Here is a 25,679-nt window from a genome sequence, read left to right as displayed (position 1 = left end):
CGTCGGGTTGCCGCGGCACTGTCGCCGCGGCAACCCGACCGGTCCCCGGCTGTCCCTACCCGAGCCCACGACAGCGAGATGACATGTCGAGTCAGCACACCATTCTGGAGATGCGCAGCATCACCAAGACGTTCCCCGGGGTCAAGGCCCTGCAGGACGTGACGCTGGAGGTTTCGCGGGGTGCGATCCACGCGATCTGCGGAGAGAACGGGGCCGGCAAGTCGACCCTCATGAACGTCCTCTCCGGGGTCTACCCGCACGGCTCGTACGAGGGCGAGATCCTGTTCGAGGGGGAGCCGTGCGAGTTTCGAAACATCCGCGATAGCGAGCAGCGCGGGATCGTGATCATTCACCAGGAGCTCGCGCTGAGCCCGTACCTGTCGATCGCGGAGAACATCTTCCTCGGCAACGAGCAGCAGACGCGTGGTGTCATCGACTGGAACACGACCAACTCCGAGGCGGCCAAGCTGCTCGCCCGGGTAGGCCTGGACGAGCGACCAGAGACCAAGATCATGGACATCGGCGTCGGTAAGCAGCAACTGGTCGAGATCGCCAAGGCGCTGTCCAAACGCGTCAAGCTCTTGATCCTCGACGAACCCACCGCGGCCCTCAACGACGACGACAGCGCCCATCTGCTCGACCTCATCCGCAGCCTCAAGGGCCACGGGATCACGTCGATCATCATTTCCCACAAGCTCAACGAGATCGCCGCCATCGCCGACCGTACGACGATCATCCGCGACGGCGAGACGATCGAGACGCTCGATATGCGCGGTGCCGAGCCGGTCTCGGAAGAGCGAATCATCCGCTCGATGGTCGGTCGCTCGCTGGACCACCGGTTCCCCGCGCGGACCCCGAAGATCGGTGAGGAGGTGTTCCGGGTCGAGGACTGGACGGTGCACCACCCGATCGACACGTCGCGCATCGTCGTCGACCACGCCAACCTGTTCGTCCGACGCGGCGAGATCATCGGCCTCGCGGGACTGATGGGTGCGGGTCGGACGGAGCTCGCGATGAGCATCTTCGGGAAGACCTACGGCGCCCACATCACCGGCCGGCTCTTCAAGGACGGCAAGGAGATCCAGGCTCACAGCGTCGGCCAGGCTATTCGCCACGGCATCGCGTACGCGACGGAGGATCGTAAGAAGTACGGCCTCAACCTGCTCTCCGACATCAAGCGGAACATCACCTCCTCGGCGCTGGGCAAGGTCGCCCGGTGGGGAGTCATGGACGCGAGCGGGGAATCGCGCATCGCGGGGAAGTTCCGCACGGACATGAACATCAAGGCGCCGTCCGTCGACGTCATCACCGGCACGCTCTCGGGTGGCAACCAGCAAAAGGTGGTGCTGTCCAAGTGGGTCTTCGCCGACCCTGAGGTGCTGATCCTCGACGAGCCGACCCGCGGCATCGACGTCGGTGCGAAGTACGAGATCTACACGATCATCAACGCCCTTGCCGACTCCGGGAAGGCCGTCATCTTCATCTCGTCGGAGCTTCCGGAGCTGCTCGGCATGTGTGACCGGATCTACGCCCTCTCGACGGGCCGGATCACGGGCGAGCTCACTCGGGCCGAAGCAAACCAGGAGTCGCTCATGCACCTCATGACCATGGAGAAGGAAGCAGTCCGATGACCACCACGGGGACGAAGTCCGGCCAGACGACGGCAAGTGAGCCAGGCCCCAGCGCCGCCAGCACGCTGCGCAGGAACCTCGGTGGCAGCCTGCGCCAGTACGGGATCATCGGCGCCCTGATCGTGATCGTGCTGCTGTTCCAGGTGCTCACCGACGGCAAGCTCCTCCTGCCGAACAACATGGCCAGCCTGGTCCAGCAGAACGCGTACGTCATGATCCTCGCCATCGGCATGGTCATCGTGATCGTTGCCGGGCACATCGACCTGTCGGTCGGGTCCGTCGTGGCGTTCATCGGTGGCGTCGTCGCGCTGCTCATGAAGAACGTGGGGCTGCCGTGGTTCGTGGCGGTCCTCGCCGGTGTCGCGCTCGGTGCGCTCGTCGGCGCCTGGCAGGGCTACTGGGTGGCCTACGTCGGCATCCCGGCGTTCATCGTCACGCTGGCCGGGATGCTCATCTTCCGCGGTCTGGCGGTCGTCATCGTCGGGGTCACGGTTGCCGGGTTCCCGGAGGGCTTCGTGAAGATCTCGAACGGGTCGCTGCCGAACGTGCTCGGGTTCGCGGCGAACCGAGATGTCGTGACGCTCGTCCTCGGCGCCGTCACGATCGCGGCTCTCGTCTTCAGCCAGATCCGGACGCGGCGCATTCTCATCAAGCACGAGCTCCGAGTCGAGCCGCTCGGGTCCATGATCGCCAAGCTGGTCATCTTCTCGGCGCTCATCGCCGCACTCGCCTGGATCCTGTCGGGCAGCCGCGGCGGTGCCCCGATCGTGCTGCTCATCGTCGGTGCGCTCATCATCACCTACAGCTTCGTCATGGGCCGGACGGTCTTCGGTCGGCATGTCTACGCGATCGGTGGCAACTTGCACGCCGCGATCCTCTCCGGCGTGAACACCCGGAAGGTCAACTTCATGATCTTCATCAACATGGGTGTTCTCGCCGGCATCGCCGCCGTCGTGACCACGTCCCGGGCAGGGGCCGCAGTGGCCGCCGCCGGGATGAACTACGAGCTCGACGCGATCGCGGCCTGCTTCATCGGCGGTACGGCGGTCACCGGCGGCATCGGTCGCATCTCGGGCGCCATCATCGGTGCGCTCATCATGGGCGTGCTCAACATGGGGCTGTCGATCATGGCGGTCGACCCGGCCTGGCAGCAGGCGATCAAGGGCCTCGTGCTCCTGCTGGCCGTCGCGTTCGACCTGGTCAACAAGCGTCGGGTGGGTGGGCGCTGAAGCCTTCGCGCACGCGCAGTTCCCGAACGGTCGGTTCACCGCCCCCGCGGTCGAACCGGCCGTTCGGCTCGTCATAGGATCCCGGGCGTGACCACCTCGCGCGCCGTCTGGATCGGTACCTACCCCGCGGCCGGGGCAGGGTCCCTCGCGGGGCTCGGCGAGGGCATCTGGCGCGTCGAGCTGGGCGACCTCGTGGCCGGGGCCGTTGGCCCCTCCGTCGGTGCGACTCTCGCCGTGACGACCCCCGCGCCGTCGTTCCTCGCCGCCCACCCCAGCGGCCGGGTGCTCTACGCGGTCGGCGAGCAGGCAGCAGGCACGGTCACCGCGTTCGCGGCCGGTTCCGATGGCCGGCTCGGCGCGCTCTCGGTCGTCTCGTCAGGCGGCGCCGACCCGTGCCACCTCCTGCTCGCGCCCGACGCACGCACGCTTTACGTCACCAACTACAGCTCCGGCTCGGTCGGGGTGCTGCCGCTCGATGCCGACGGCGCCTTCACGCGCGCCACCATCGTTGCCGGCGGGCCGGTCCAGGTGCTTGCGCACACCGGTTCGGGTCCCGACCCTGAACGCCAGGAGGCCCCGCACGCGCACTCCGCGGCGTTCGCCCCCGGCGGGCGGCACCTGCTCGTCGCCGACCTCGGCACCGACGAGCTGCGCCGCTACCGCGTGCTCCCCGACGGTTCCCTGGAGCCCGACGGCGTCGCCGCGACCCTGCCCCCCGGCACCGGCCCCCGCCACCTGGTCGCGATCGCCGACGACGCCGGACGCCTCCCCGACGGTCGCATCTACCTCGTCGGCGAGCTCGACAGCACGGTGCGCGTCCTGCGGTGGGATGGCGCGACGGCCACGGCGACCCTGCTCCAGACGCTCCCTGCCACCACCACGCGCGCGACGACCGAGCCGCCGTCGGTCACCCAACCGCCGAGCCTGCCCGCTCATCTCGTGCTCGATGCGGACCGTCTTCTCGTCTCGATACGCGGCGCCGACGTGATCTCGACCTTCGCGGTCGACCCGCGCTCGGGGCTCCTGACCGCCGCGGGGGAGGTCCCCACCGACGGCGCGTGGCCGCGCCACTTCGCCCTGCTCGACGGCGTCTGCCTGGTCGCCCACCAGCACTCGGGCACCGTGGGAACGCTCGTGCCGCGCGGTGCCGACGGCCAGCGCCGACCCGGGGACCGCGCCGCCGTCGTCCACCAGATCCCGGCCCCGGCCTGCATCCTCCCCGCCTGAACGACTCTCCCGCTGCGGGTGCACCGCGGGCGGCGTCATTGGTTACTAACAGGGCAGTAAGTAAATGTGGTTCACTGGGTGCACCGTCAATCGCTCAAGCCTTCGTCAAGATCGGTCGCACCAGCGTTGGTGCTCCGGCGTGCGGCTTGCGTCCCATCGGCTCCGGCCATGACGGCGTGGTACCTCACGAAGGAGTGAACGGTGCAGCGTGCGACCAGCCTGAGCCCCCTGTCCGGACGACCGGGTCGACCCCTGGTCCCGCCCCGGCGAGCGGGATCCGCCCGATCGGCCGCGGTCGTCGCCGCCCTGGGGCTTCTCGTCCCGCTCGGCGTGCTTGCGGCCGCACCTGCCGCGGCCGCCACGGGTGACCTCGCGGTCGCCGGCACCGCGACCGCCTCGGTCTCGCAGGACGACGTCGACGGCTCGTTCCCGGCCTCGAACGCGATCGACTCCGACCCCGCGACCCGCTGGGCCAGCGGCAACGGTCCGGACGCGGACGTCGCGTTCACCGCCTGGCTGCAGGTGGACCTCGGCGCCACCGTCGCGGTCGACCGTGTCAACCTCGCCTGGGAGGCCGCGTACGCGACCGCCTATGACGTGCAGGTCGCCACCGGCGATCCGGCCGACCCCGCGAGCTGGAGCACCGTGGCGACCGAGGCGGCCGGCGACGGCGGCGGCGACGACCTCGCGCTCGCGGCACCCGTCGACGCGCGCTACGTGCGCCTCGCCATGCTGACCCGCAGCCAAGCCACCTGGGACCCTGCCGGACCGCACTGGTACGGCTACTCGCTGTTCGCGCTCGAGGTCTACGGCACCGCGCAGCAGTCCGCCGTCGTGTTCGGCACCGGGGGAGCGACCGTCCCGGCCGGCCAGCCGGCGACCGTCCCCGTGAATCTCGCCTCGCCGTCGACCACCGACGTCGCGGTGCGCGTCACCTCCGCCGGCGGCACGGCCGTGGCCGGGGCCGACTACACCGCCGTCGACCAGGTGCTCACCTTCCCCGCGGGCACGACGACGCAGGACCTCACGGTCGCGACCGTCGACCACGGTCCGCTGTCCCCGGTCACCACGTTCGACCTCACGCTGTCCGAGCCGACCGCCGGCCTCCTGCTGGGCGGTCGCTCGGTCGCCAGGGTGACAATCACCCCGCACGGCGAGCTGCCCGACGTCGGCCCCGCGCAGGTCCTCGACGACTTCGAGTCCGGCGTCCCAGCCGGCTACTCGACCTGGGGAATCAGCGGCCCGGTGACCCCCGCGCTCGCCACCACGGGCGCCGGTCGCGACGGCGCCCCCGCCGGCAACCAGGTCCTGCAGGCCACGGTCGCGGGCCCCGCGGCCGCCGGTGACTGGTTCGGCTTCTCGCACGACCTCTCCCCCGCCGCCGACTGGTCCGCCCAGGACGGCTTCAGCTTCTGGTTCCTCGGGACGGGCACGGGCGGCACGCTGCGCTACGAGCTCAAGAGCAACGGGCAGATGTTCGAACGCACCGTGGTCGACGACGCCGCCGGCTGGCGCCGCGTCACCGCGCCGTTCGCGCTGCTGCGGCTCAAGGGCAACCCCGCCTCCGACGCGCGGTTCGACCCGGCCACGGCCGGCGGCTTCGCGATCACGCTGACCGACCTCGGCGCCGGCACCTGGCAGTTCGACGACGTCGCGCTCTACCAGCGTTCGACGCTGATCCAGGACTTCGAGGGCGAGGTCCCGATCGCGGCTCCGGGCGCCACCGTCGGCTTCTTCCCGTGGGGTTCCGCGGGCTCGCAGGTCACCGTCGGCGTCAACGCCGTCGATCGTGACGGCGCTCCGGCCGGTAACCACGTGCTCTCGGGCGACTTCCTGGTCCCCGTCGGCGACTGGGGCGGGTTCAGCCAGAACCTCGCCGCCGCGCAGGACTGGAGCTCGTTCCGCGGGCTCCGGTTCCTCTGGTACGCCTCCCAGGACAACCGCCCGGCGTCACCCACCGCGGGCGCCGACATCAAGGTCGAGCTCAAGGACGGCGGTCCCGACGGCGAGCACTCCGAGCTGTGGTCCGCGACCTTCAAGGACAACTGGTCCACGGACGGCAGCCGGTGGAAGCTCGTCGAGCTCCCATTCGACGCGTTCACGATCGGCGGCTACCAGCCGGGAGACGCCGCGACCCAGAACGGCACGCTCGACCTGACCTCGGCGTGGGGCTACGCGCTGACGATGCCGGTCGGCAACGCCACCACGGCCGGCTACGCGATCGACGACGTCGCGCTGTACGGCTCGCCGGTCCCCGCGCCGGCCGCCGAGGTCGCACCCGCCCAGGACGTCTACCTCGTCGACCCGGGCGAGACCGCGCAGGTCACGGTGCGGCTCACCACGACCGACGGCGCCCCGCTCGTCGAGCCGGTCACGGTCACCTACGGCGACGCCGGCACGACGAACACCGGGGTCGCCTCGACCCACTACGTGCCCTTCGGGGGCACCCTGACGTTCGACGCCGGGTCGGCGTCGGGCACCGAGCAGACGGTCGCGGTGCAGACCCTGGCCACCGGGGCCGACGACGCCCGCTCGGTCGAGGTCACGCTCACCGCGCAGGGAGCGGACGTCACGAGCTCCCCGCGGGTCGTGCTCAACGCGACAGGTGCGCCCTACCTCGACGCGACGCTGCCGACCGCCGAGCGCGTCGACGATCTCCTCGGCCGCATGACGCAGGCCGAGAAGATCGGGCAGATGACCCAGGCCGAGCGCCTGGGCCTGAAGCAGACCGCCGACATCGCCGGGCTCGCGCTCGGGTCGCTGCTGTCCGGCGGCGGCTCCGTCCCCGCCGACAACACCCCGGCGGGCTGGGCCGACATGGTCGACGGCTACCAGCTCGAGGCGCTGAGCACCCGGCTCCAGGTCCCGCTGATCTACGGCGTCGATGCCGTGCACGGGCACAACAACGTGGTCGGGGCGACGATCATGCCGCACAACACCGGCCTCGGTGCTGCGCGCGACCCGGGTCTGGTCGCCGCGGCCGGGCAGGTCACCGCGGCCGAGGTGCGGGCCACCGGCGTCCCGTGGACGTTCTCGCCGTGCCTGTGCGTGACGCAGGACGAGCGTTGGGGCCGCAGCTACGAGTCGTTCGGGGAGGACCCGGCGCTCGTGACCGCGATGGCGGGCGCCGCCGTCGTCGGCCTCCAGGGCTCGAACCCCGCCGACCTGTCGGGGCCGACCACAGTGCTCACGACCATCAAGCACTGGGTCGGTGACGGTGGCACGCGGTACGAGCCGTCGCTCGCCGGCTCCGGCTACCCGATCGACCAGGGCGTGACGCACGTGGAGTCGCTCGCCGAGCTGCTCCGCCTGGACGTCGCGCCGTACGTGCCCGCGATCGAGGCGGGCGCCGGCTCGGTCATGCCGTCGTACTCGGCGGTCGCCATCGCCGGCGCGGAGCCTGTGCGGATGCACGAGAACGGTCCGCTCAACAACGACCTGCTCAAGGGTGAGCTCGGCTTCGACGGGTTCGTGATCAGCGACTGGGAGGGCATCGACAAGCTGTCCGGCGGCACCTACGCCGACAAGGCCGCGCGATCCGTGAACGCCGGCCTCGACATGGCCATGGCGCCCTACAACTACGGCGCGTTCATCACGGCGATCACCGACAAGGTCGCCGACGGCACCGTCGCGCAGACGCGCGTCGACGACGCGGTGACGCGCATCCTGACCCAGAAGTTCGCGCTCGGGCTGTTCGAGACCCCGCTGGCCGACCGGTCCCTTTCCGCCGACCTCGGCTCGGTCGCGCACCGCGCCGTGGCCCGGGACGCCGCGGCACGCTCGCAGGTCCTGCTCAAGAACGACGGCGACCTGCTGCCGCTCGCGAAGGACGCCAGCATCTATGTCGCCGGCTCCAACGCTGACGACCTCGGCCACCAGATGGGCGGCTGGACGATCTCCTGGCAGGGCGGGACCGGTGACACCACGACCGGCACCTCGATCCTCGAGGGGATCGGTCAGGTCGCCCCGGACGCGGCGGTCACCTACTCGAAGGACGCCTCGGCGCCCATGACGGGGGCCGACGTCGGCGTCGTCGTCGTCGGTGAGCCCCCGTACGCCGAGGGGGTGGGGGACGTCGGCAACAACGGCCGCAGCCTCGACCTCCCGGCCACGGACCAGGCCGCGATCGACGCCGTCTGCGGCGCGATGCCGTGCGTCGTGCTCGTCGTGGCCGGTCGCCCGCAGCTCGTCACCGACCAGCTGCCCGGGATCGACGCGCTCGTGGCGTCGTGGCTGCCCGGCAGCGAGGGAGCCGGCGTGGCCGACACCCTGTTCGGTGACGTGCCGTTCACGGGTCGGCTGCCGCTCTCCTGGCCGGCCACCGCGGCCCAGCTGCCCGTGAACGTTGGCGACGCGACGTACGCGCCGCTGTACGCGTACGGCTGGGGCCTGCGCACGGACGCGCCGCGCGCCCGGCTCGCGGCAGCGGCCGATGCACTGCCCGCCGGCGACGCGAAGACGGCCGTGCTCGCGGTCCTGGACGCCGACGTGTGGTCGGGTGACGCGCTCGACCCCGCTCCCGCGGCGGTCGACCGCGCGGTCCGGCTGCTCGCCACCGCGGCGACGCTGCTCGACGGGACCGGCGGCGACGTCGTCGTGCCGGCCGGGCTCGTGGTCTCCCTGGTCCGCGACCTGGCCCAGGAACTCGTGGTCACGGGCGGTCCGGACGTTCCCGCGGGAACGTCCGCGATGACGGCGGACGCCGAGCACGCGCTCATGGCCGGTCGGGCGGGGGAGTCCGTCGCCCTGCTGGCGGGCCTCGTCGGCGTCGATCTGCGCGAGCCGTCCACGACGACGCTCCGACTCCACCCGGCCCGGGCGACCTTCGGCGAGCCGGCCAGTGCCACGGTCCGCGTGACGGGCACGTCCGCCACGCCGTCGGGAACAGTCGAGCTCCGGGCCGACGGCGTCGCGGTGGCGACCGGCGAGCTCGTCGCGCCCGACGGCGAGGCGTGGACCGACGGGTTGACCGCGTCCGTGCGGCTGACCCTCCCGGCGGATCTCGCGGTGGGCGACCACGAGCTCGTGGCGGTCTACCTCGGCGACGAGGCGGTCGCCGGCTCGACGTCGCGGGCGTCGTCGTACGTCGTGGCGAAGGCGCGCCCGGCGGTGCGCACCGAGGGCACGGACTGGACGGTGGGCCGCGCGGACGCAAAGGTCATCGCCGTCCAGGTCGCCGCCGTGGCGGGCGTCGTGGCGACCGGATCGGTGGACGTCTACGTGAACGGCACACGCCGCGGGACGGGCGCACTGGACGCCGCCGGCACGACCAGCGTCACGTTGCCGCCGAGCACCCGCACGGCGCTGGTGACGGTCCGCTACGAGGGCGACGCAACCTACCGCTCGTCCCTGGCTCTCCCCCGGATCCTCTGGATCCACTGACCCGGGCGGGGGGCTCGGGCCCGCGGGGGGATGAACGGGGGAGCGTTCGGTGTTACGTGGGGTGGCGTCAGTTGGCGCCCCTCAGGTTCGGGAGTCCCGTGAGCATCGAGCAGCCCCGCGTGGCCATGCTCTCGGTGCACACGTCCCCGCTGGACCAGCCCGGCACGGGCGACGCCGGCGGGCTGAACGTCTACGTCACCGACCTGTCCCGCGCGCTGGCTCGGCTCGGCGCCCGCGTGGAGATCTTCACGCGCGCGACGTCCTCGCACCAGAGTGAGCTCGTCGAGCTCGATGCGGGGGACGAGCGCGTCGTCGTGCGGCACGTGCCCGCCGGCCCGTTCGAGGGGCTCGACAAAAACGACCTGCCCGGCCAGCTGTGCGCCTTCACCGCCGGCGTGCTGCGCACCGAGGCCGGCCGGTCGGCGCACTACTACGACGTCGTGCACTCGCACTACTGGCTCTCCGGGCAGGTCGGCTGGTTGGCCGCCGACCGCTGGGACGTGCCGCTCGTGCACACGATGCACACGCTCGCCAAGGTCAAGAATGCCTCGCTCGCACCCGGCGACACCCCCGAGCCGGCCGGCCGCGTGATCGGCGAGGAGCAGGTCGTGGCCGCCGCCGACGCGCTCCTCGCGAGCACCGCGCAGGAGGCGGGCGAGCTCGTGGAGATGTACGGCGCCGACCCGGCGGCCCTGCACGTCGTGACGCCCGGGGTCGACCTCGACCTGTTCCACCCGGACGCGCTCGACGCCGCGAGACGCGACGCGCTGCGTACCCGCCTGGGCCTGCCCGTCGACCGTCAGATCGTGCTGTTCGCCGGCCGGGTCCAGGCGCTCAAGGCTCCGGACGTCCTGGTCCGCGCGCTCGCTGTTCTCGCCGCCACCGGTCGGCCCGTCCCGCTCCTGGTCATCCTGGGCGGCCCGAGCGGACGCCCGACGGCGCTGCGCGAGCTGAGCGGGCTCGCGATCGTCAGCGGCGTCGGCGAGCAGGTCGTCTTCCGCCCGCCGGTCCCCCGCGCCGAGCTCGCCGACTGGTACCGCGCGGTCGACCTCGTGGCGATGCCCTCGCGCAGCGAGTCGTTCGGGCTCGTCGCGGCCGAGGCGCAGGCCAGCGGCACCCCGGTGGTCGCCGCCGCGGTGGGCGGGCTGCGCACCGTGGTGCAGGACGGCGTCACCGGTCGACTGGTCTGGTCGCACGACCCGGCCGAGTGGGCCGACGCGCTCGCCGAGCTCCTGGCCGACGACGCCCGTCGGGTCGTCCTGGCGCGCGGCGCCCAGCGGTTCGGGGCCGGTCTCGGCTGGGACGCCGCCGCCGAGCAGGTCCTCAAGGTCTACGCACTCGCGGACCAGCGCCGCCGCGGCTGAACCGCCCGTCCACGGACCGTTGGTCCTGTGCACCCCGGTGGCCGTTGCGGCAGGATGCAACCCATGACCTACACGCTGGTACTGCTCCGCCACGGCGAGAGCGAGTGGAACGCCAAGAACCTGTTCACCGGCTGGGTGGACGTCAACCTGTCAGAGAAGGGGATCGCCGAGGCGATCCGCGGCGGTGCGCTGCTGACCGAGGCCGGGATCATGCCCGACGTCGTCCACACGTCCCTGCTGCGTCGTGCCATCACGACCGCCAACCTCGCGCTCGACGCCGCGGACCGTCACTGGATCCCGGTCAAGCGCAGCTGGCGCCTCAACGAGCGCCACTACGGCGCGCTGCAGGGCAAGGACAAGAAGCAGGTCCGCGCCGAGTTCGGCGAGGAGCAGTTCATGCTCTGGCGTCGTTCGTACGACGTGCCGCCGCCCGAGCTCGAGGCCGGCTCGGAGTTCTCGCAGGACGCCGACGTGCGCTACGCCGGTGAGCCGACCCCGAAGTCGGAGTGCCTCAAGGACGTCCTGATCCGCGCGCTGCCGTACTGGGAGTCCGACATCATCCCGGACCTCGTGGCCGGCAAGGTCGTGCTGGTCGCCGCCCACGGCAACTCGCTGCGCGCGATCATCAAGCACCTCGACGGCATCGACGACGAGACCATCTCGGGCCTGAACGTGCCCACCGGCATCCCGCTGGTGTACGAGCTGGACGAGAACTTCAAGCCGACCGTCGCCGGTGGCCGCTACCTCGATGCCGACGCGGCCGCTGCCTCGATCGCCGCGGTAGCCAACCAGGGCAAGTAACCCCCACCACCCATCACCACCCGCAACGCCCCGCGAACTCGGAGGTTTCGCTCGAGCTAGGACACTGCGGTGTCCGAGTTCGAGGCAAACCTCCGAGTTCGCGGGGCGTTGCGTCGTGCGAGGCGTTCCTAGTGGACCGGGCTGCCGTCCTCGAGGAACTCGCCCGTCACGAGGTAGACCATCCGGCGGGCGATGGAGACGCCGTGGTCGCCGAACCGCTCGTAGTACCGGCTCAGCAGCGTGGTGTCGACCGTCTCCTGCGACGTGCCAGTCCACGTGCCGCCGAGCAGCGCCGTGAATGTGTCCTCGTGCAGGTGGTCGAGCAGGTCGTCGTCGGCCTCGATGCTCGTGGCGAGCTCGAGGTCGTGCGACTCGAGCAGCGTCGTGGTGCGCTGCGCGACGCGGGTGGCGGCCGCGTGCATGTCCGCGAACGTCGCCGACAGCGCTGCCGGGACGGCGACCCGCGGGTAGCTGCGGCGCGAGATCTGCGCGACGTGCCGGGCGAGGTCGCCCATGCGCTCGAGCGTCGACGCCATCCGCAGGGCGGTGACGATGACGCGCAGGTCGGTCGCAACGGGTGCCTGCTGCGCGAGCAGGTGCACGCAGCGCGTGTCGAGCTCCCGCTCGAGGGAGTCGATCGCCTCGTCGGCGACGATCACCGACTCGGCCATCTGGAGATCACCGGTCATCAGCGCGGTGCCCGCATTGCTGATCGCTACCTCGACCAGACGGCTCATCTCGGTAAGGTCGGTACCGAGCTGTGTGAGCTCGGCGTTGAAGATCTTGCGCATGCGTACCTCTTCTCGATTGCGACGCTCAGGTTCTCAGCCTCGGATGAACGTCACACCGACCTCAGGTGAACAGTCGGCGGTGCGCGTTGCCTTGGCCAGCCGGATGGCGCTCCGGCCCCTCAGGTGAACCGTAGTCTGACGGCGTGAACGAATTCGACATCGTGCTGGCCGGACTCCTCGGTCTGCTGGTCGGGGTCGCCGCGACTCTCGCTTTCAGGTACAGCGAACGGGTCCAGCGCACCATTCCCGCCCAGGCCGAACCTGTGCTCGACGAGAGCCTCGTCCGCGTGCTGGCGGTGCTGCGATCGGCCGTCGTCGTGCTCGACGACGACGGCGTGGTGCTGCGGGCCAGCGCCCCGGCGTACGCGTTCGGGATCGTGCGTGACGGGCGGGTCGCCCCGCGGGCGGTGCTGGACCTCATCGACGACGCGCGCCAGAACTCCGTGATCCGGGACGAGGAGCTGGAGCTTCCCCGAGGACCGGTCGGCCGCGGCACGATCATGGTGCAGGTCCGTGTGGCGCAGATCGGCCCCCACCTCATGCTGGTCCTGGTGGAGGACCGCACCGAGGCGCGTCGCGTCGAGGCGATCCGGCGGGACTTCGTCGTGAACGTGTCGCACGAGCTCAAGACCCCGGTCGGCGCGCTGTCGCTCCTCGCCGAGACCGTCGAGGCCGCCGCGGACGACCCGGACGCCGTCCGCCGGTTCGCGGGCCGCATGCAGCGGGAGTCGGCGCGGCTGTCGGCCCTCGTGCACGAGATCATCGAGCTCTCCCGCCTGCAGGTCGCCGGCGGCCTGGGGGCGATGACCCTGGTCGACGTCGACCGCGTCGTGGCCGAGGCCGTCGACCGGGCGCGCACGACGGCGGCGGCGAAGCAGATCACGATCGACGCCGGGGGGGTGCGCGGCGAGACCGTGTACGGCGGCCACGCGCTGCTCGTCACCGCGGTGCGCAACCTGCTCGACAACGCGGTGGCCTACTCCGGAGCGGGGACCCACATCGGGGTCGGGGTGCGGCGCGCCGGCGACCTGGTGGAGATCGCCGTCGTCGACCAGGGGATCGGCATCGCCCGGACCGATCAGGAGCGGGTCTTCGAACGGTTCTACCGCGTCGACCCGGCCCGCTCGCGGGACACGGGCGGCACGGGGCTCGGCCTGAGCATCGTCAAGCACGTCGTGGCCGACCACGGGGGAGACGTCGCCATCTGGTCGCAGCCCGGTCGTGGCTCGACCTTCACGCTCCGCATCCCGGCGGCACAGCTGCCACCCTCCGCCCAGCTCCCCCCTGCGCACGATCCGAGCACCAGACCCAAGGAGGTGGATGCGTGACCCGCATCCTGCTCGTGGAGGACGAGGAGTCCTACCGCGACCCGCTGTCGTACCAGCTGACCAAGGACGGGTTCGAGGTGGCAACCGCGGCGACGGGTCTGGAAGCACTCGAGGAGTACGACCGCGGCGGCGCGGACCTCGTGCTCCTCGACCTCATGCTGCCGGGGCTGTCGGGCATGGAGGTGTGCCGCCAGCTGCGGGCGCGCGGCGACGTCCCGGTGATCATGCTGACGGCGAAGGACAGCGAGATCGACAAGGTGGTCGGGCTCGAGATCGGCGCCGACGACTACGTGACCAAGCCCTACTCGTACCGCGAGCTCGTCGCGCGGGTGCGCGCGGTGCTGCGCCGTCGCCACGGCGTCGTGGACGACGACGACGAGGACGGCGCGCTCGAGGTCGGCCGCGTCCGCATGGACGTCGACCGCCACACCGTCGAGGTCGACGGCGCGCGGGTCCCGCTCCCGCTCAAGGAGTTCGAGCTGCTCGAGCTCCTGCTGCGCAACGCCGGCCGCGTGCTCACCCGTACCCAGCTGATCGATCGCGTCTGGGGCTCGGACTACGTCGGCGACACCAAGACGCTCGACGTCCACGTCAAGCGGGTGCGCGCGAAGATCGAGCCCGATCCCGCGAACCCCCAGCTGCTGCTCACGATCCGCGGCTTGGGCTACAAGCTGGTGGACGACGCGGGCTCCTGACGTCCGCCGAGTGAGGTGCGTCGCTCTGGCTGCTCTGAATCGTCGCCCATCGTTCACCGTGCGTTCATCTTTCACGGTCTGACTGGTCACCTGGGATGCCTAGCGTCGCATCCAGCAGCGTGCAGCAAGCGCGCCGCCCTTCAACGACAGGACCAAACAACGTGAAGCTCTCCCTCCAGCGCCGTGTCGGGGCGGTCGCCCTCACCGGTGCCCTCGCCATCTCGCTCGCGGCGTGCGGTTCGGACAACGCCACCGGCAACGCGACTGCTTCTGGTGACGCGACCGCGGCCGCGTCCGACCTGAGCGGCGACCTGAACGCCGCTGGCTCCAGCGCGCAGGAATCGGCCATGGAAGCCTGGCGTGCCGGGTTCCAGTCCACGAACACGGGCGTCAACGTGAACTACGACCCGGTCGGCTCCGGTGGTGGCCGCACGCAGTTCCTCGACGGCGGCGTGCAGTTCGCCGGCTCCGACGCTGCGCTGTCGGACGAGGAGCTCGCCAAGTCGAAGGAGACCTGCGTCGGTGGCCAGGCCATCGACCTGCCGGCCTACATCAGCCCGATCGCGGTCGTCTTCAACCTCGAAGGCGTCAAGGAGCTGAACCTCTCCCCCGCAGTGATCGCCGGCATCTTCAACCAGAAGATCACGAACTGGAACGCACCCGAGATCGCCGCAGACAACGCCGGCGTCACGCTCCCCGACCTGGCGATCTCGCCGGTCAACCGCTCGGACGACTCGGGCACCACGAAGAACTTCACCGACTACCTCGCCACCACGGCGCCCGACGCCTGGCCCTACAAGGCCGACGGCGTCTTCCCGGTTGCCGGTGGGCAGTCGGCCCAGGGCACCTCGGGCGTCATCCAGACCGTCCAGGGTGGCAACGGCACGATCACCTACGCCGACGCCTCCAAGGCAGGCGAGCTCGGCACGGCGAAGATCAAGGTCGGCGACGCGTGGGTCGGACACTCTCCCGAGGGTGCAGCCATCGCCGTTGACGCCTCTCCCCGCGTCGACGGTCGCATCCCGACCGACATCGCGATCAAGATCGACCGCAAGACGACCGCGGCCGACGCCTACCCGCTCGTGCTGACGACCTACGAGATCGCCTGCAACGTCTACAAGGACGCGAACGACGCGGCGCTCGTCAAGGCGTTCCTCAGCTACGTCGTGAGCGCCGAGGGCCAGGCTGCCGCAGCCAGCGCTGCCGGCTCCGCGCCGATCTCGGCTGAGCTCGCCACCGAGGTTCAGGCCGCGATCGACAGCATCAAGGCCGCTGCCTGATTCGAGTGACCTGCTCGACCCGGTGGCCGCACCGCCTGACAGGGCGGGGCGGCCACCGGTTGGGGTCCCGGCCCAAGGGCCGTAACCTCAGGGGAGGCGACGACCTCGCACGAGGTGGATCGGACCTCCAGAACTGACCGCATCACTCGCCTTCCTCGGAGAACTTGTGACAACCAGCACGAGCAGCACGCGATCGGCGCCGTCACCGGTCGAGCCGACCGGGCGTCGTCGTCGGTCGATGGAAGGGTTTGCAGGCAGGGCGTTCCGGTGGACGGCCGTCGGGGCCGGCGTGCTCATTCTGATCGTGCTGGCCGCCGTCGCCGTCTTCCTCATCATTCGCGCGTGGCCGGCCATGTCCGCTCGGTCCGGAGAGCTCTCCAGCCAGATCAACTGGTTCCCGGAGGGGCAGAGCCTGCTGCAGTTCGTGGGCCCCCTGGTCTGGGGCACCTTGCTCGCCGCCGCGATCGCGCTCGTCATCGCCATGCCCCTGGCGATCGGCATCGCGCTGTTCATCTCGCACTACGCCCCCCGCCGTCTTGCGAACACCCTTGGGTATGTCATCGACCTGCTTGCGGCTATCCCGAGCGTCGTCTACGGCCTGTGGGGCGGCCTCTGGCTGATCCCGCTCCTGCAGCCCGCCTGGTCGTGGCTTGCGGACACCTTCGGCTGGATCCCGCTGTTCGCGCCACCCGCCTCGGACCCGCCGCGCGTGATCCTCAGCGTCGGCCTCGTGCTCGCCGTGATGATCCTGCCGATCATCACCGCCGTGTGCCGCGAGGTCTTCCTGCAGGCGCCCGTCCTGCACGAGGAGGCGGCGCTCGCGCTGGGCGCGACCCGCTGGGAGATGGTCCGGATGGCCGTGCTGCCGTTCGGCCGGCCCGGCATCATCTCCGCAGCCATGCTCGGTCTGGGCCGCGCGCTCGGGGAGACCATGGCGGTGCTGATGATCCTGTCGCCCGGCGCCCTCTACTCGCTCAAGCTCCTGTCGGTCGGTCAGCAGCAGACGATCGCCGCGAACATCGCGCTGCAGTTCCCCGAGGCCGACCCGCTCGGCGTGAGCACGCTAATCGCGACCGGGCTCGCCCTGTTCGTCATCACCCTGGCGGTCAACATGGCCGCCCGCGCGATCGTTGCGCGCCGCAAGGACTTCTCGGGGGCGAACTGACATGACCACGCTCACCTCACCCGCGGCCGGTTCGCCGGACCTGACCCCCGACTCCACGGCGGACACGCGCTCCATGCTCGCCGGGCTCGACCGCCGCCGCAGGACCACCGACCGGATGATGACCGGGCTCGTCTTCGCGTCCTTCGCGGTTGCGCTGATCCCGCTCATCTCGGTGTCCTGGACCGTCCTGTCCAAGGGCCTGGGCCGGTTCAACCTCAACTTCCTGTCGGTCTCCATGCGCGGCGTGTTCGGCGGGATGGACGCCGGCGGGATCTACCACGCCATCGTCGGCACGATCGAGATCACCGCGCTCGCCTCGCTGATCTCGGTCCCGATCGGGCTGCTCGCCGCGATCTACCTGGTCGAGTACGGCCGGGGTGCGCTCGCGCGGACCGTGACCTTCTTCGTCGACGTCATGACGGGGATCCCGTCGATCGTCGCCGGGCTGTTCGCCTACGCGTTGTTCGCGGTCATCTTCGGGCCGGGCGTGCGCTTCGGCGTCGTCGGCGCGGTGGCGCTGTCCGTGCTGATGATCCCCGTCGTGGTGCGCTCGTGCGAGGAGATGCTGCGCCTCGTCCCCAACGAGCTGCGCGAGGCCGCGCTCGCCCTCGGGGTGCCCAAGTGGCTCACCGTGGTGAAGGTGGTGCTGCGCACGGCGATCGCCGGGCTCGGTACCGGCATCATGCTGGCGGTAGCGCGCGTGATCGGTGAGACGGCGCCCCTGCTCATCACCGTCGGGGTGATCGACTCGATCAACTTCAACGTGTTCGACGGGCGCATGATGACGCTGCCCGTCTACGTCTACCGCCAGTACAGCCAGGGCCTGGTGCCCTGCAACAACCCGGCGGCAGTCTGCATCCCGACCATCAACTACGACCGCGCGTGGGCCGCCGCCCTCACGCTCATCCTCATCGTGATGCTGCTCAACCTCCTCGGGCGGCTCATCACCAAGTTCTTCGCCCCCAAGACCGCTCGCTGACCGGGTCGGACCCGGCAGACCTCTCGACGCAGAAATAAAGGACATCGTGGCCAAGCGCATCGACGTGAAGGACCTCAACATCTACTACAGCGACTTCCTCGCTGTGGCCGATGTCTCGGTGGACATCGAGCCGAACTCCGTCACGGCCTTCATCGGGCCGTCGGGCTGCGGCAAGTCGACGTTCCTGCGCACGCTCAATCGCATGCACGAGGTGATCCCGGGGGCGCGCGCGGAGGGCAAGGTCGCGATGGACGGCGTCGACCTCTACGGCGAGGGCGTCGACCCGGTCGCCGTCCGCCGCTCGATCGGCATGGTGTTCCAGCGCCCGAACCCGTTCCCGACCATGTCGATCGCGGAGAACGTGCTCGCTGGCGTCCGGCTGAACAACCGCCGGATCTCCAAGGGGGACGCGCAGGAGCTCGTCGAGTCCTCGCTGCGCGGCTCGAACCTGTGGAACGAGGTGAAGGACCGGCTCACGCGCCCGGGGTCGTCCCTCTCGGGCGGTCAGCAGCAGCGACTGTGCATCGCGCGGGCGATCGCGGTCCGTCCGCAGGTCCTGCTCATGGACGAGCCGTGCTCGGCTCTGGACCCGATCTCGACCCTCGCGATCGAGGACCTGATCTCCGAGCTCAAGGACGACTACACGATCGTCATCGTCACCCACAACATGCAGCAGGCCGCCCGGGTGTCCGACCGGACCGCGTTCTTCAACATCGCCGGCTCGGGCCTGCCGGGCCGCTTGATCGAGGTCGACGCGACCGCCACGATGTTCTCCTCACCGCGCGAGAAGGCCACTGAGGACTACATCTCGGGCCGCTTCGGCTGAACCAGCCCGGTTGGGCTCAGCCGGCCGTGGGCACCAGGTTGGCGTACTGGGGGAGCGTTCCGTCGAGCACGGGGATCGACACGTCCTCGCTGCCGCCGTCGCGCGTCGAGATCGTCATGGGGAGCACCGCGCCCGGGGCGACGCCGACCTTGTCGATCTCGAGCGGCGGGTCGTTGTCACCGCCGAGCAGCACCGTCTCACCGGCGGGCACGCGCACCGTGGCCTCGGTCGCACCCTTCGGGCTGAGGGTCACGCTGATCGGGCTGTCGCTCTTGTTCGTCAGCCCGCCGACAAGAACTCCCGGCTCGCCCTCGGCCTCGCTGATGATGAGCAGGTTCGCGGCACTGAACGTCGAGCCGAGCACGACCCGGACGCCGTCGGACGGCGCGTAGGGCTTGGTGGTCGTCAGCGGGCTGCACCCCGTGATCGCCACCGCGGCGAGAGCGACCATCCCGGCGGCGAGCGGTCGCGACCATGGGCGGGACGGGCGGGAAAGGCGGACGCTGGCCACGTGGACTCCTCGAGACGACTGGTGCGGGACGGGGGCACGAGGAGCGGGCGGTAGCCAACATCTGGGCTCCCCGCGCCGTTCGCGCTGCTCCGCGCTAGCCTAGTGGATGGACCACATCTCCTGCGGATCGACCGCTGACCTGCGACGATGTGATACTTATCCGCGCGAAATCCCGTCGTGGCCGCATTGCGGCGTGGTAGGATGAATTCCCGCGAAAGGGGACACCACCAGATGACTTTCACTGTTGGGGAGACTGTTGTCTACCCGCACCACGGCGCTGCGCTGATCGAAGAGATCAAGACCCGGACGATCCGTGGCGAGGACAAGGTATACCTCAAACTCAAGGTGGCTCAGGGTGACCTGACTATCGAGGTCCCAGCGGAGAACATCGACCTCGTCGGTGTGCGTGACGTGGTCGGTCAGGAAGGTCTCGAAAAGGTCTTCGATGTCCTTCGCGCTCCGTACACCGAGGAGCCGACCAACTGGTCGCGCCGCTACAAGGCGAACCTCGAGAAGCTCGCCTCGGGCGACGTCATCAAGGTGGCGGAGGTCGTCCGCGACCTGTCGCGTCGCGACGCCGACCGTGGCCTGTCCGCCGGCGAGAAGCGCATGCTCGCCAAGGCCCGCCAGATCCTCGTCTCCGAGCTCGCGCTCGCGGAGCACACCGAAGAGGACAAGGCCTCGGCGATCCTCGACGAGGTTCTCGCTTCCTGATCTTGACCAGACGCTCGATCGGGCGCCGCTCCCTCACGGGGGGCGGCGCCCGACCCATATCCGGGGGCTACGCATGACCACCGCCGCGATCCTGATGGCCGCGGGCAGCGGGAGCAGGCTCGGCCACGCGCTGCCCAAGGCCCTGGTCCCGCTCGCCGGCGTCCCGCTCGTCGTGCACGCCGCGCGCCGGCTCGCCGTGTCGGGGGCGGTGGACGTCCTCATCGTCGCCGTGCCGGCCGGTCTCGTCGCGCCGTTCCAGGCCGTGCTCGACGGCGCGGGCCTGGCCGTCCCGGTCGTCGTCGTCGTCGGGGGCGTGAGTCGGCAGGCCTCCGTCGCGGCCGCACTGGCCCACCTCGCGCCCGAGATCGACGTCGTCCTCGTGCACGACGCCGCCCGCGCGCTCACCCCGCCGGACCTCGTCGCCCGGGTCGTCGCCGCCGTCCGGTCCGGTCAGCGCGCCGTCGTGCCCGGCGCCCGCGTGACGGACACGATCATCGAGGTGGCCGCCACCCCCGCCGTCGGCCAGGCAGGGCCGGACGCGACGGCGGGGCCGGACGCGATGGTCGTGGCGGCGAACCCCGACCGCGACGCGCTGCGGATCGTCCAGACGCCGCAGGGCTTCGATCGCGCGCTGCTGGTCCGGGCGCACGCAGCGGCCGTCCACCGCGCGGGCGACGAGGCGAGCGCCGCGACCGACGACGCCTCGCTCGTGGCGGAGCTGGGGGAGGTCGTCCACGTCGTGCCGGGGCACGCCGACGCGGCCAAGATCACGACGGCACGCGATCTCGCGCTGGCCGAGCTCGTCCTGGCGGAGTCCAGCGTCCTGATGTCGAACGACCACGAGAGGAACGAGATGACGGCCCTGCCCCGCACCGGGATCGGGGTCGACGTCCACGCCTACGCGGCGCCGGGCAGCGATCGCACCCTTGCCCTCGCGGGCCTGACCTGGCCCGGCGAGCGCGCGCTCGAGGGCCACTCCGACGCCGACGTCGTCGCGCACGCCGCGGCCGACGCGCTCTTCTCCGCCACCGGGCTCGGCGACCTGGGGTCGAACTTCGGCACGTCCGAGCCCGAGTGGGCGGGCGCCGCCGGATGCACGCTCCTCGCGGAGGCGGCCCGGCGGGTCCGGGTCGCCGGGTTCGAGATCGGCAACATCGCCGTCCAGGTGATCGGCAACCGGCCCAAGGTCGGGCCCCGTCGGGCCGAGGCGGAGGCGGTGTTGTCCGCCGCTGCCGGGGCGCCCGTGACGGTGTCGGCCACGACGACCGACGGTCTCGGTCTCACCGGTCGGGCCGAGGGGGTCGCGGCGATAGCGACGGCGCTGGTCGTGCCCGCCGACCGCTAGCGGTTCACGGGAGCAGGATCATCTTGCCGCGGGCGTGGCCCGCGATGCCTGCTCGGTGCGCCTTGGCGACATCGGCCAGACGGTAGGTGGCGGCAACCCGCACGTCGAGCTTGCCTGCGATCACGAGGTCGACGAGCTTCTGGCGTGCCGCCGCGCGGATCTCGGTGCCAGGATCGGCTCCCGGGCCGTTGCCCAGCAGCTGCACGTGGAGCACCGCGCCGTGGGCGAAGTTGGCGATGGTGGCGATGCGCTGCCGATCCGCGACGAGCGCGACCGAGATGTCGAGCGCCTCCGGCGTGCCGACGGTGTCGATGGCCGCGGTGACGCCCGAGCGCGCGTGTGCGCTCACCCGTGCTGCGAGCCCCGGTCCGTAGGCCACCGGGATCGCGCCGATGTCCATGAGGTGCTCGTGGTTGGCGAGGCTCGCCGTGCCGATGACGCGGGCCCCCCGTGCGCGCGCGATCTGCACGACCATCGAGCCGACCCCGCCGGCGGCGCCGTGCACCAGCACGGTGTCGCCGGGGCCGATCCGGGTCGCGACGACGGTGTGCCACGCCGTCACGCCGGCGAGCAGCAGGCCGCCCGCCTTCTCCCAGCTCAGCGTGGCCGGCTTGGCGACCGTGGCGCTCGCCGAGACCACCACCCGCTCGGCATAGGCACCGGGTGCGCGGTACGCGATGACCGCGTCGCCGACCGCGATCCCGTCGACGTCCGGACCGACCTTCAGGACAGTTCCGCTGGCCTCCTGCCCGAGCCGGATCGGCAGCTTCTTCAGGTCAGTGCCGAACGCACCCGTGTACGACTTCCAGTCGCTCGGGTTGACCCCGGCGGCACGGACCTGGATCAGGACCTGTCCTGGGCCTGGCTCGCCCGGGTTCGCGTCGATCAGGGACAGGACCTCGGGTCCGCCGTAGGCGGTCGCCACCACTGCTCGAGACATACCCCGATCATGGCCTGGCTCGAGCCCGGTGGCGCGGTCAATCGGCGACCGAACTGCACGGGTCGCGCGGTCCAGACTCTGGGACCTTCACCCCCGGATAGCTCGATCGGCGACGCGAGGGGGAGTGTCGTGGGAGTCTCGATGGACGGAACGGTTCATCGGTCGAGTCCGAGGGGGTGGGCTGTGGAGCGACTTCCCATCGTCGAGCGCCGGGCCCAGCTCGTCCGTGCCGCCCTGGCGGTGGCGAGCCGCGACGGTATCGAGGCGGCGACCGTACGCGCGATCGCCGCGGAGGCCGGGGTCTCGCTCGGCGTCGTGCACTACTGCTTCGAGGACAAGAACGAGCTTCTGCGCGAGGTGGGCGAGGCGATCGCGGCGCAGGGTGTCGACCGGGTCGAGCTCGCCCGGCTCGCGCGCCCCGACGCGCAGCGGGCGATCGGCGCCGCCATCACGACGAGGTGGGAGGCGATGCGAGCGCACCGCGGCGTGCAGCTGCTGAGCTTCGAGCTGACCACGCAGGGGCTGCGCAATCCGGAGCTATGCGGGGTGGCAACCGCCCAGCGCGAGCGCAACCTGCGTGCCGCCCACGAGATGCTGGACGAGGCGGCAGCGGTCGCGAACATCCGGTGGACGGTCCCGATCCAGCTGCTGGCGCGATTCTCCGTCGCCGCCATGGACGGCGTCGTGCTCGCCTGGCTGGTCGACGACGACGACGAAGCGGCCAGAGCAGCCCTCTCCTCCCTGACCACCCACCTGACCACCCACACCACCCGCAAGTAACCCCCCACCCACCCCCCCACCCCCCCCACGACCCCCCGCGAACTCGGAGGTTTGCCTCGAACTCGCACACTGCGGTGTCCGAGTTCGAAGGTTTCCTCCTAGTTCGGGGGCGGCGGTCTGGGCCGGTAAAGTGGGTGGGTGAGCCTTCATCTGTTTGACACCGCCTCGCGGACCCGGCGTGAGTTCGTTCCGCTGGTCGCCGGCGAGGTCTCGATCTACCTGTGCGGCGCGACCGTGCAGTCCCCTCCCCACATCGGTCACCTGCGGTCCGCCGTCGCGTTCGACGTGCTGGCGCGCTGGCTCATGCGCTCCGGCAACCGCGTCACCCTCGTCCGCAACGTCACCGACATCGACGACAAGATCCTCGCGAAGTCCGCCGACGCCGGCGTGCCGTGGTGGGCCTGGGCGATGCAGAACGAGCGCGCCTTCACGCACGCCTACGACTCCGTCGGCGTGCTGCCGCCGAGCTACGAGCCGCGCGCCACGGGGCACGTGCCGGAGATGGTCGCGCTGATGGAGCGCCTCGTCGCCACCGGGCACGCCTACCTCGCTGGCGAGGGGGACCTGTACTTCGACGTGCGCTCCTTCCCGGAGTACGGCGCGCTGACCAACCAGCGCGTCGACGACATGGTCCCGGCGTCCGACACGCTCATGGCCGACGGCGCCGACGAGCGCAAGCGCGACCCCCGCGACTTCGCGCTCTGGAAGGCCCCCAAGCCCGGCGAGCCGGCGACGGCGTCCTGGGCGACACCGTTCGGCCGTGGCCGGCCCGGCTGGCACCTCGAGTGCTCCGCCATGGCGCAGCGCTACCTCGGCGACGAGTTCGACATCCACGGCGGCGGTCTCGACCTGCGCTTCCCGCACCACGAGAACGAGCAGGCGCAGTCGCGCGCCGCCGGCTTCGGCTTCGCCCGGTACTGGCTGCACAACGGCTGGGTCACCCAGAGCGGCGCCAAGATGAGCAAGTCGCTCGGCAACGGCCTGCTGGTCACCGAGGTGCTCGCCCACACCCGCGCGGTCGTGCTGCGCTACGCGCTCACCGCCGTGCAGTACGCCTCCATGCTCGAGTGGACCGACGACACCCTGCGGGAGTCCGAGGCCACCTGGGACCGGCTCGCGGGGTTCGTCACCCGGGCCGTCGAGGCAGTGGGCATCGTGGCCGACGACGTCGTGGCCAAGGCCGACCTCCCCGCGGACTTCACCACCGCGATGGACGACGATCTCAATGTCCCCGCGGCGCTCGCCGTCGTGCACGAGTGGCTGCGCGCGGGCAACACCGCGCTGGCTGCCGGGGACCTGGTTGCCGCGCGGACGGCGCTGATCGCGCTGCGCGGCATGCTTGATGTGCTCGGGCTCGATCCCGGTGCACCGCAGTGGGCCGCGCGCGGCGACGACGACCGGTACGCCCGGGCGCTCGGCGCGGTCGTCGCGGCCGAGCTCGACGCACGTTCGCAGGCACGGGCGGCGCGAGACTTCGCGACGTCGGACGCCATCCGGGACCGCCTCGCGGCGGCCGGGGTGGTTGTCGAAGATTCACCGGCTGGGGCGCGATGGTCGCTGGCCGCTACCCAGGAGGACGAGAACTGATGGCAGGCAATTCCGAACGTCGCGGTGCGACGCGCAAGGCCGGCTCCAAGAAGACCGCCCACGGCGGCACCGGTGGCAAGGGACGCCAGGCCCTGGAGGGTCGCGGCCCGACGCCGAAGGCCACCGAGCGGCCGCACCACCCCGCCGCCAAGCGTCAGGTCGCTGCGGCCCGGCGGGCTGCCGGTCCGGTCGCGGGCACGGGTCGCTCCGGCGGTGCGGCTCCCGCGCGGGCCTCGCGGTCGGCGTCCGGCGGCCGTGGCGGTAAGGGCGCCAGCGCGACCCACGAGATCGTGTGCGGGCGCAACTCCGTGGTCGAGGCGCTCCGCGCCGGCATCCCGGTGACCACGGTCTACTACGGGACCCGCATCGAGACCGACGACCGCACGCGCGAGATCCTCGACACCGCGGCGGGCCGCGGCTACCCGCTGCTTGAGGTCTCCAAGGCCGAGCTCGACCGGCTGACCGACGGCGCGATCCACCAGGGCGTTGCCATCCAGGTCCCGCCGTACGTGTACGCGGACCCGGACGACCTGCTCGACGACGCGTCCGACCACCGCACGAAGCCGCTGATCGTCGCACTCGACGGGGTCACCGACCCGCGCAACCTCGGCGCGGTGCTCCGCTCCGCGGGCGCGTTCGGCGCGCACGGCGTGCTCGTCCCCGAGCGGCGCTCGGCGGGCGTGACGGCTGCCGCGTGGAAGGTCTCCTCCGGTGCCGCCGCGCGTGTGCCGGTCGCCCGGGCGACCAACCTCGTGCGCACGCTTCAGGCCTACCGGCAGGCTGGCTGCTTCGTCGTCGGTCTCGCCGGTGAGGGTGACGTCGCGATCAACGACCTGCCCTTCGCGACGGACGGCCTCGTGCTCGTGATCGGGTCCGAGGGCAAGGGGCTGTCGCGCCTCGTGCGCGAGAACTGCGACGCGCTGGCCTCGATCCCGATCGGGTCGTCGGTCGAGTCCCTGAACGCCGGCGTGGCCGCCGGGATCGCCCTCTACGAGGTCGCCCGCATCCGCACCGCAGCCGCGGCGGCGGACGCCGCTCTCTGACGGTTGTGCCGGGCCCGGCTTCCGGGTCAGTTCGCTGGTTGCTCCCGAGTTCGCTGGTCTG

20 protein-coding genes are annotated in these 25,679 nt (G+C 71.2%); 17 read left to right on the top strand and 3 right to left on the bottom strand.

Going from position 1 to position 25,679, the window contains the following annotated elements:
• Window positions 1-83 precede the first annotated feature (83 nt).
• The 6 genes from mmsA (at window position 84) to VTA80_RS06800 (ending at window position 11,634) form a co-directional block, all read left to right on the top strand.
• Window positions 84-1,631, top strand: a complete 1,548-nt coding sequence (mmsA, locus tag VTA80_RS06825; protein ID WP_407344642.1) for a multiple monosaccharide ABC transporter ATP-binding protein — start codon at window positions 84-86, stop codon at window positions 1,629-1,631.
• On the top strand, window positions 1,628-2,860 hold the full coding sequence (gene mmsB, locus VTA80_RS06820; protein ID WP_407344641.1) for a multiple monosaccharide ABC transporter permease: 1,233 nt from the start codon (window positions 1,628-1,630) through the stop codon (window positions 2,858-2,860). The genes mmsA and mmsB overlap by 4 nt, the downstream gene beginning before the upstream one ends.
• A gap of 87 nt (window positions 2,861-2,947) precedes the next feature.
• Complete coding sequence (locus tag VTA80_RS06815) at window positions 2,948-4,087, top strand: lactonase family protein (protein WP_407344640.1); 1,140 nt, start codon at window positions 2,948-2,950, stop codon at window positions 4,085-4,087.
• A gap of 201 nt (window positions 4,088-4,288) precedes the next feature.
• Window positions 4,289-9,469, top strand: coding sequence for a glycoside hydrolase family 3 N-terminal domain-containing protein (locus VTA80_RS06810; RefSeq protein WP_407344639.1), 5,181 nt, complete (start codon window positions 4,289-4,291; stop codon window positions 9,467-9,469).
• A gap of 125 nt (window positions 9,470-9,594) precedes the next feature.
• On the top strand, window positions 9,595-10,833 hold the full coding sequence (gene mshA / locus VTA80_RS06805) for a D-inositol-3-phosphate glycosyltransferase (protein WP_407345711.1): 1,239 nt from the start codon (window positions 9,595-9,597) through the stop codon (window positions 10,831-10,833).
• A 63-nt stretch (window positions 10,834-10,896) separates the two neighbouring features.
• Window positions 10,897-11,634, top strand: a complete 738-nt coding sequence (locus VTA80_RS06800; RefSeq protein ID WP_407344638.1) for a phosphoglyceromutase — start codon at window positions 10,897-10,899, stop codon at window positions 11,632-11,634.
• A gap of 128 nt (window positions 11,635-11,762) precedes the next feature.
• Here the strand turns inward: VTA80_RS06800 and phoU are convergent, their stop codons facing one another.
• The gene (gene phoU, locus VTA80_RS06795) at window positions 11,763-12,425 is read right to left on the bottom strand and encodes a phosphate signaling complex protein PhoU (protein ID WP_407344637.1); all 663 of its coding nucleotides are present in this window, start codon (window positions 12,423-12,425) and stop codon (window positions 11,763-11,765) included.
• Between the two features lie 143 nt (window positions 12,426-12,568).
• Between phoU and VTA80_RS06790 the strand changes: the two genes are divergently transcribed.
• The 6 genes from VTA80_RS06790 (at window position 12,569) to pstB (ending at window position 18,698) form a co-directional block, all read left to right on the top strand.
• Window positions 12,569-13,753 carry a sensor histidine kinase gene (locus tag VTA80_RS06790; RefSeq protein ID WP_407344636.1) on the top strand — a complete coding sequence of 395 codons (1,185 nt, stop codon included), beginning with the start codon at window positions 12,569-12,571 and terminating at the stop codon, window positions 13,751-13,753.
• The gene (locus tag VTA80_RS06785) at window positions 13,750-14,448 is read left to right on the top strand and encodes a response regulator transcription factor (protein WP_407344635.1); all 699 of its coding nucleotides are present in this window, start codon (window positions 13,750-13,752) and stop codon (window positions 14,446-14,448) included. Before VTA80_RS06790 ends, VTA80_RS06785 begins: the two co-directional genes overlap by 4 nt.
• Window positions 14,449-14,609: 161 nt before the next feature.
• Window positions 14,610-15,728 (top strand): phosphate ABC transporter substrate-binding protein PstS, encoded by a 1,119-nt coding sequence (locus VTA80_RS06780; protein WP_407344634.1) that lies wholly within the window; start codon window positions 14,610-14,612, stop codon window positions 15,726-15,728.
• 238 nt (window positions 15,729-15,966) lie between these two features.
• Window positions 15,967-16,893: a phosphate ABC transporter permease subunit PstC gene (gene pstC / locus VTA80_RS06775; protein ID WP_407344633.1), complete on the top strand. Its 927-nt coding sequence runs from the start codon at window positions 15,967-15,969 to the stop codon at window positions 16,891-16,893.
• 1 nt (window position 16,894) lies between these two features.
• Complete coding sequence (pstA, locus tag VTA80_RS06770; protein WP_407344632.1) at window positions 16,895-17,872, top strand: phosphate ABC transporter permease PstA; 978 nt, start codon at window positions 16,895-16,897, stop codon at window positions 17,870-17,872.
• Between the two features lie 46 nt (window positions 17,873-17,918).
• Window positions 17,919-18,698, top strand: coding sequence for a phosphate ABC transporter ATP-binding protein PstB (gene pstB / locus VTA80_RS06765; RefSeq protein ID WP_407344631.1), 780 nt, complete (start codon window positions 17,919-17,921; stop codon window positions 18,696-18,698).
• Between the two features lie 16 nt (window positions 18,699-18,714).
• Here the strand turns inward: pstB and VTA80_RS06760 are convergent, their stop codons facing one another.
• Window positions 18,715-19,209 carry a hypothetical protein gene (locus tag VTA80_RS06760; RefSeq protein WP_407344630.1) on the bottom strand — a complete coding sequence of 165 codons (495 nt, stop codon included), beginning with the start codon at window positions 19,207-19,209 and terminating at the stop codon, window positions 18,715-18,717.
• A gap of 231 nt (window positions 19,210-19,440) precedes the next feature.
• Between VTA80_RS06760 and VTA80_RS06755 the strand changes: the two genes are divergently transcribed.
• Window positions 19,441-19,923 carry a CarD family transcriptional regulator gene (locus VTA80_RS06755; RefSeq protein ID WP_130102424.1) on the top strand — a complete coding sequence of 161 codons (483 nt, stop codon included), beginning with the start codon at window positions 19,441-19,443 and terminating at the stop codon, window positions 19,921-19,923.
• Between the two features lie 73 nt (window positions 19,924-19,996).
• On the top strand, window positions 19,997-21,268 hold the full coding sequence (gene ispF, locus VTA80_RS06750; protein ID WP_407344629.1) for a 2-C-methyl-D-erythritol 2,4-cyclodiphosphate synthase: 1,272 nt from the start codon (window positions 19,997-19,999) through the stop codon (window positions 21,266-21,268).
• 4 nt (window positions 21,269-21,272) lie between these two features.
• Here ispF and VTA80_RS06745 read toward each other — a convergent pair whose 3' ends face one another.
• Complete coding sequence (locus VTA80_RS06745) at window positions 21,273-22,208, bottom strand: NADP-dependent oxidoreductase (protein WP_407344628.1); 936 nt, start codon at window positions 22,206-22,208, stop codon at window positions 21,273-21,275.
• A gap of 183 nt (window positions 22,209-22,391) precedes the next feature.
• Here VTA80_RS06745 and VTA80_RS06740 point away from each other — a divergent pair, with 183 nt between their 5' ends.
• The 3 genes from VTA80_RS06740 (at window position 22,392) to rlmB (ending at window position 25,618) form a co-directional block, all read left to right on the top strand.
• Entirely contained in the window at window positions 22,392-22,988 is a 597-nt protein-coding gene (locus VTA80_RS06740) for a TetR/AcrR family transcriptional regulator (RefSeq protein WP_407344627.1), read from the top strand.
• Window positions 22,989-23,126: 138 nt separating this feature from the next.
• Window positions 23,127-24,575, top strand: a complete 1,449-nt coding sequence (cysS, locus tag VTA80_RS06735) for a cysteine--tRNA ligase (protein ID WP_407344626.1) — start codon at window positions 23,127-23,129, stop codon at window positions 24,573-24,575.
• A complete protein-coding gene (rlmB, locus tag VTA80_RS06730) occupies window positions 24,575-25,618 on the top strand; it encodes a 23S rRNA (guanosine(2251)-2'-O)-methyltransferase RlmB (RefSeq protein WP_407344624.1) in 1,044 nt (347 codons plus the stop codon). The genes cysS and rlmB overlap by 1 nt, the downstream gene beginning before the upstream one ends.
• Window positions 25,619-25,679 lie beyond the last annotated feature (61 nt).

Origin of the sequence: Pengzhenrongella phosphoraccumulans (assembly GCF_045689905.1) — a bacterium.
GTDB classification, from domain to species: domain Bacteria; phylum Actinomycetota; class Actinomycetes; order Actinomycetales; family Cellulomonadaceae; genus Pengzhenrongella; species Pengzhenrongella phosphoraccumulans.
The sequence above is the reverse complement of the archived record's forward strand: the minus strand, read 5'-3'. Positions and strand labels throughout refer to the sequence as shown.

Bases quoted from the DNA above. Each gene is read 5' to 3' on its own strand.
- mmsA (WP_407344642.1), top strand. From the start codon at position 84: ATGTCGAGTCAGCACACCATTCTGGAGATGCGCAGCATCACCAAGACG.
- mmsB (WP_407344641.1), top strand. From the start codon at position 1,628: ATGACCACCACGGGGACGAAGTCCGGCCAGACGACGGCAAGTGAGCCA.
- mshA (WP_407345711.1), top strand. From the start codon at position 9,595: ATGCTCTCGGTGCACACGTCCCCGCTGGACCAGCCCGGCACGGGCGAC.
- VTA80_RS06800 (WP_407344638.1), top strand. From the start codon at position 10,897: ATGACCTACACGCTGGTACTGCTCCGCCACGGCGAGAGCGAGTGGAAC.
- phoU (WP_407344637.1), bottom strand. From the start codon at position 12,425: ATGCGCAAGATCTTCAACGCCGAGCTCACACAGCTCGGTACCGACCTT.
- pstC (WP_407344633.1), top strand. From the start codon at position 15,967: ATGGAAGGGTTTGCAGGCAGGGCGTTCCGGTGGACGGCCGTCGGGGCC.
- pstA (WP_407344632.1), top strand. From the start codon at position 16,895: ATGACCACGCTCACCTCACCCGCGGCCGGTTCGCCGGACCTGACCCCC.
- VTA80_RS06755 (WP_130102424.1), top strand. From the start codon at position 19,441: ATGACTTTCACTGTTGGGGAGACTGTTGTCTACCCGCACCACGGCGCT.
- ispF (WP_407344629.1), top strand. From the start codon at position 19,997: ATGACCACCGCCGCGATCCTGATGGCCGCGGGCAGCGGGAGCAGGCTC.
- VTA80_RS06745 (WP_407344628.1), bottom strand. From the start codon at position 22,208: ATGTCTCGAGCAGTGGTGGCGACCGCCTACGGCGGACCCGAGGTCCTG.
- rlmB (WP_407344624.1), top strand. From the start codon at position 24,575: ATGGCAGGCAATTCCGAACGTCGCGGTGCGACGCGCAAGGCCGGCTCC.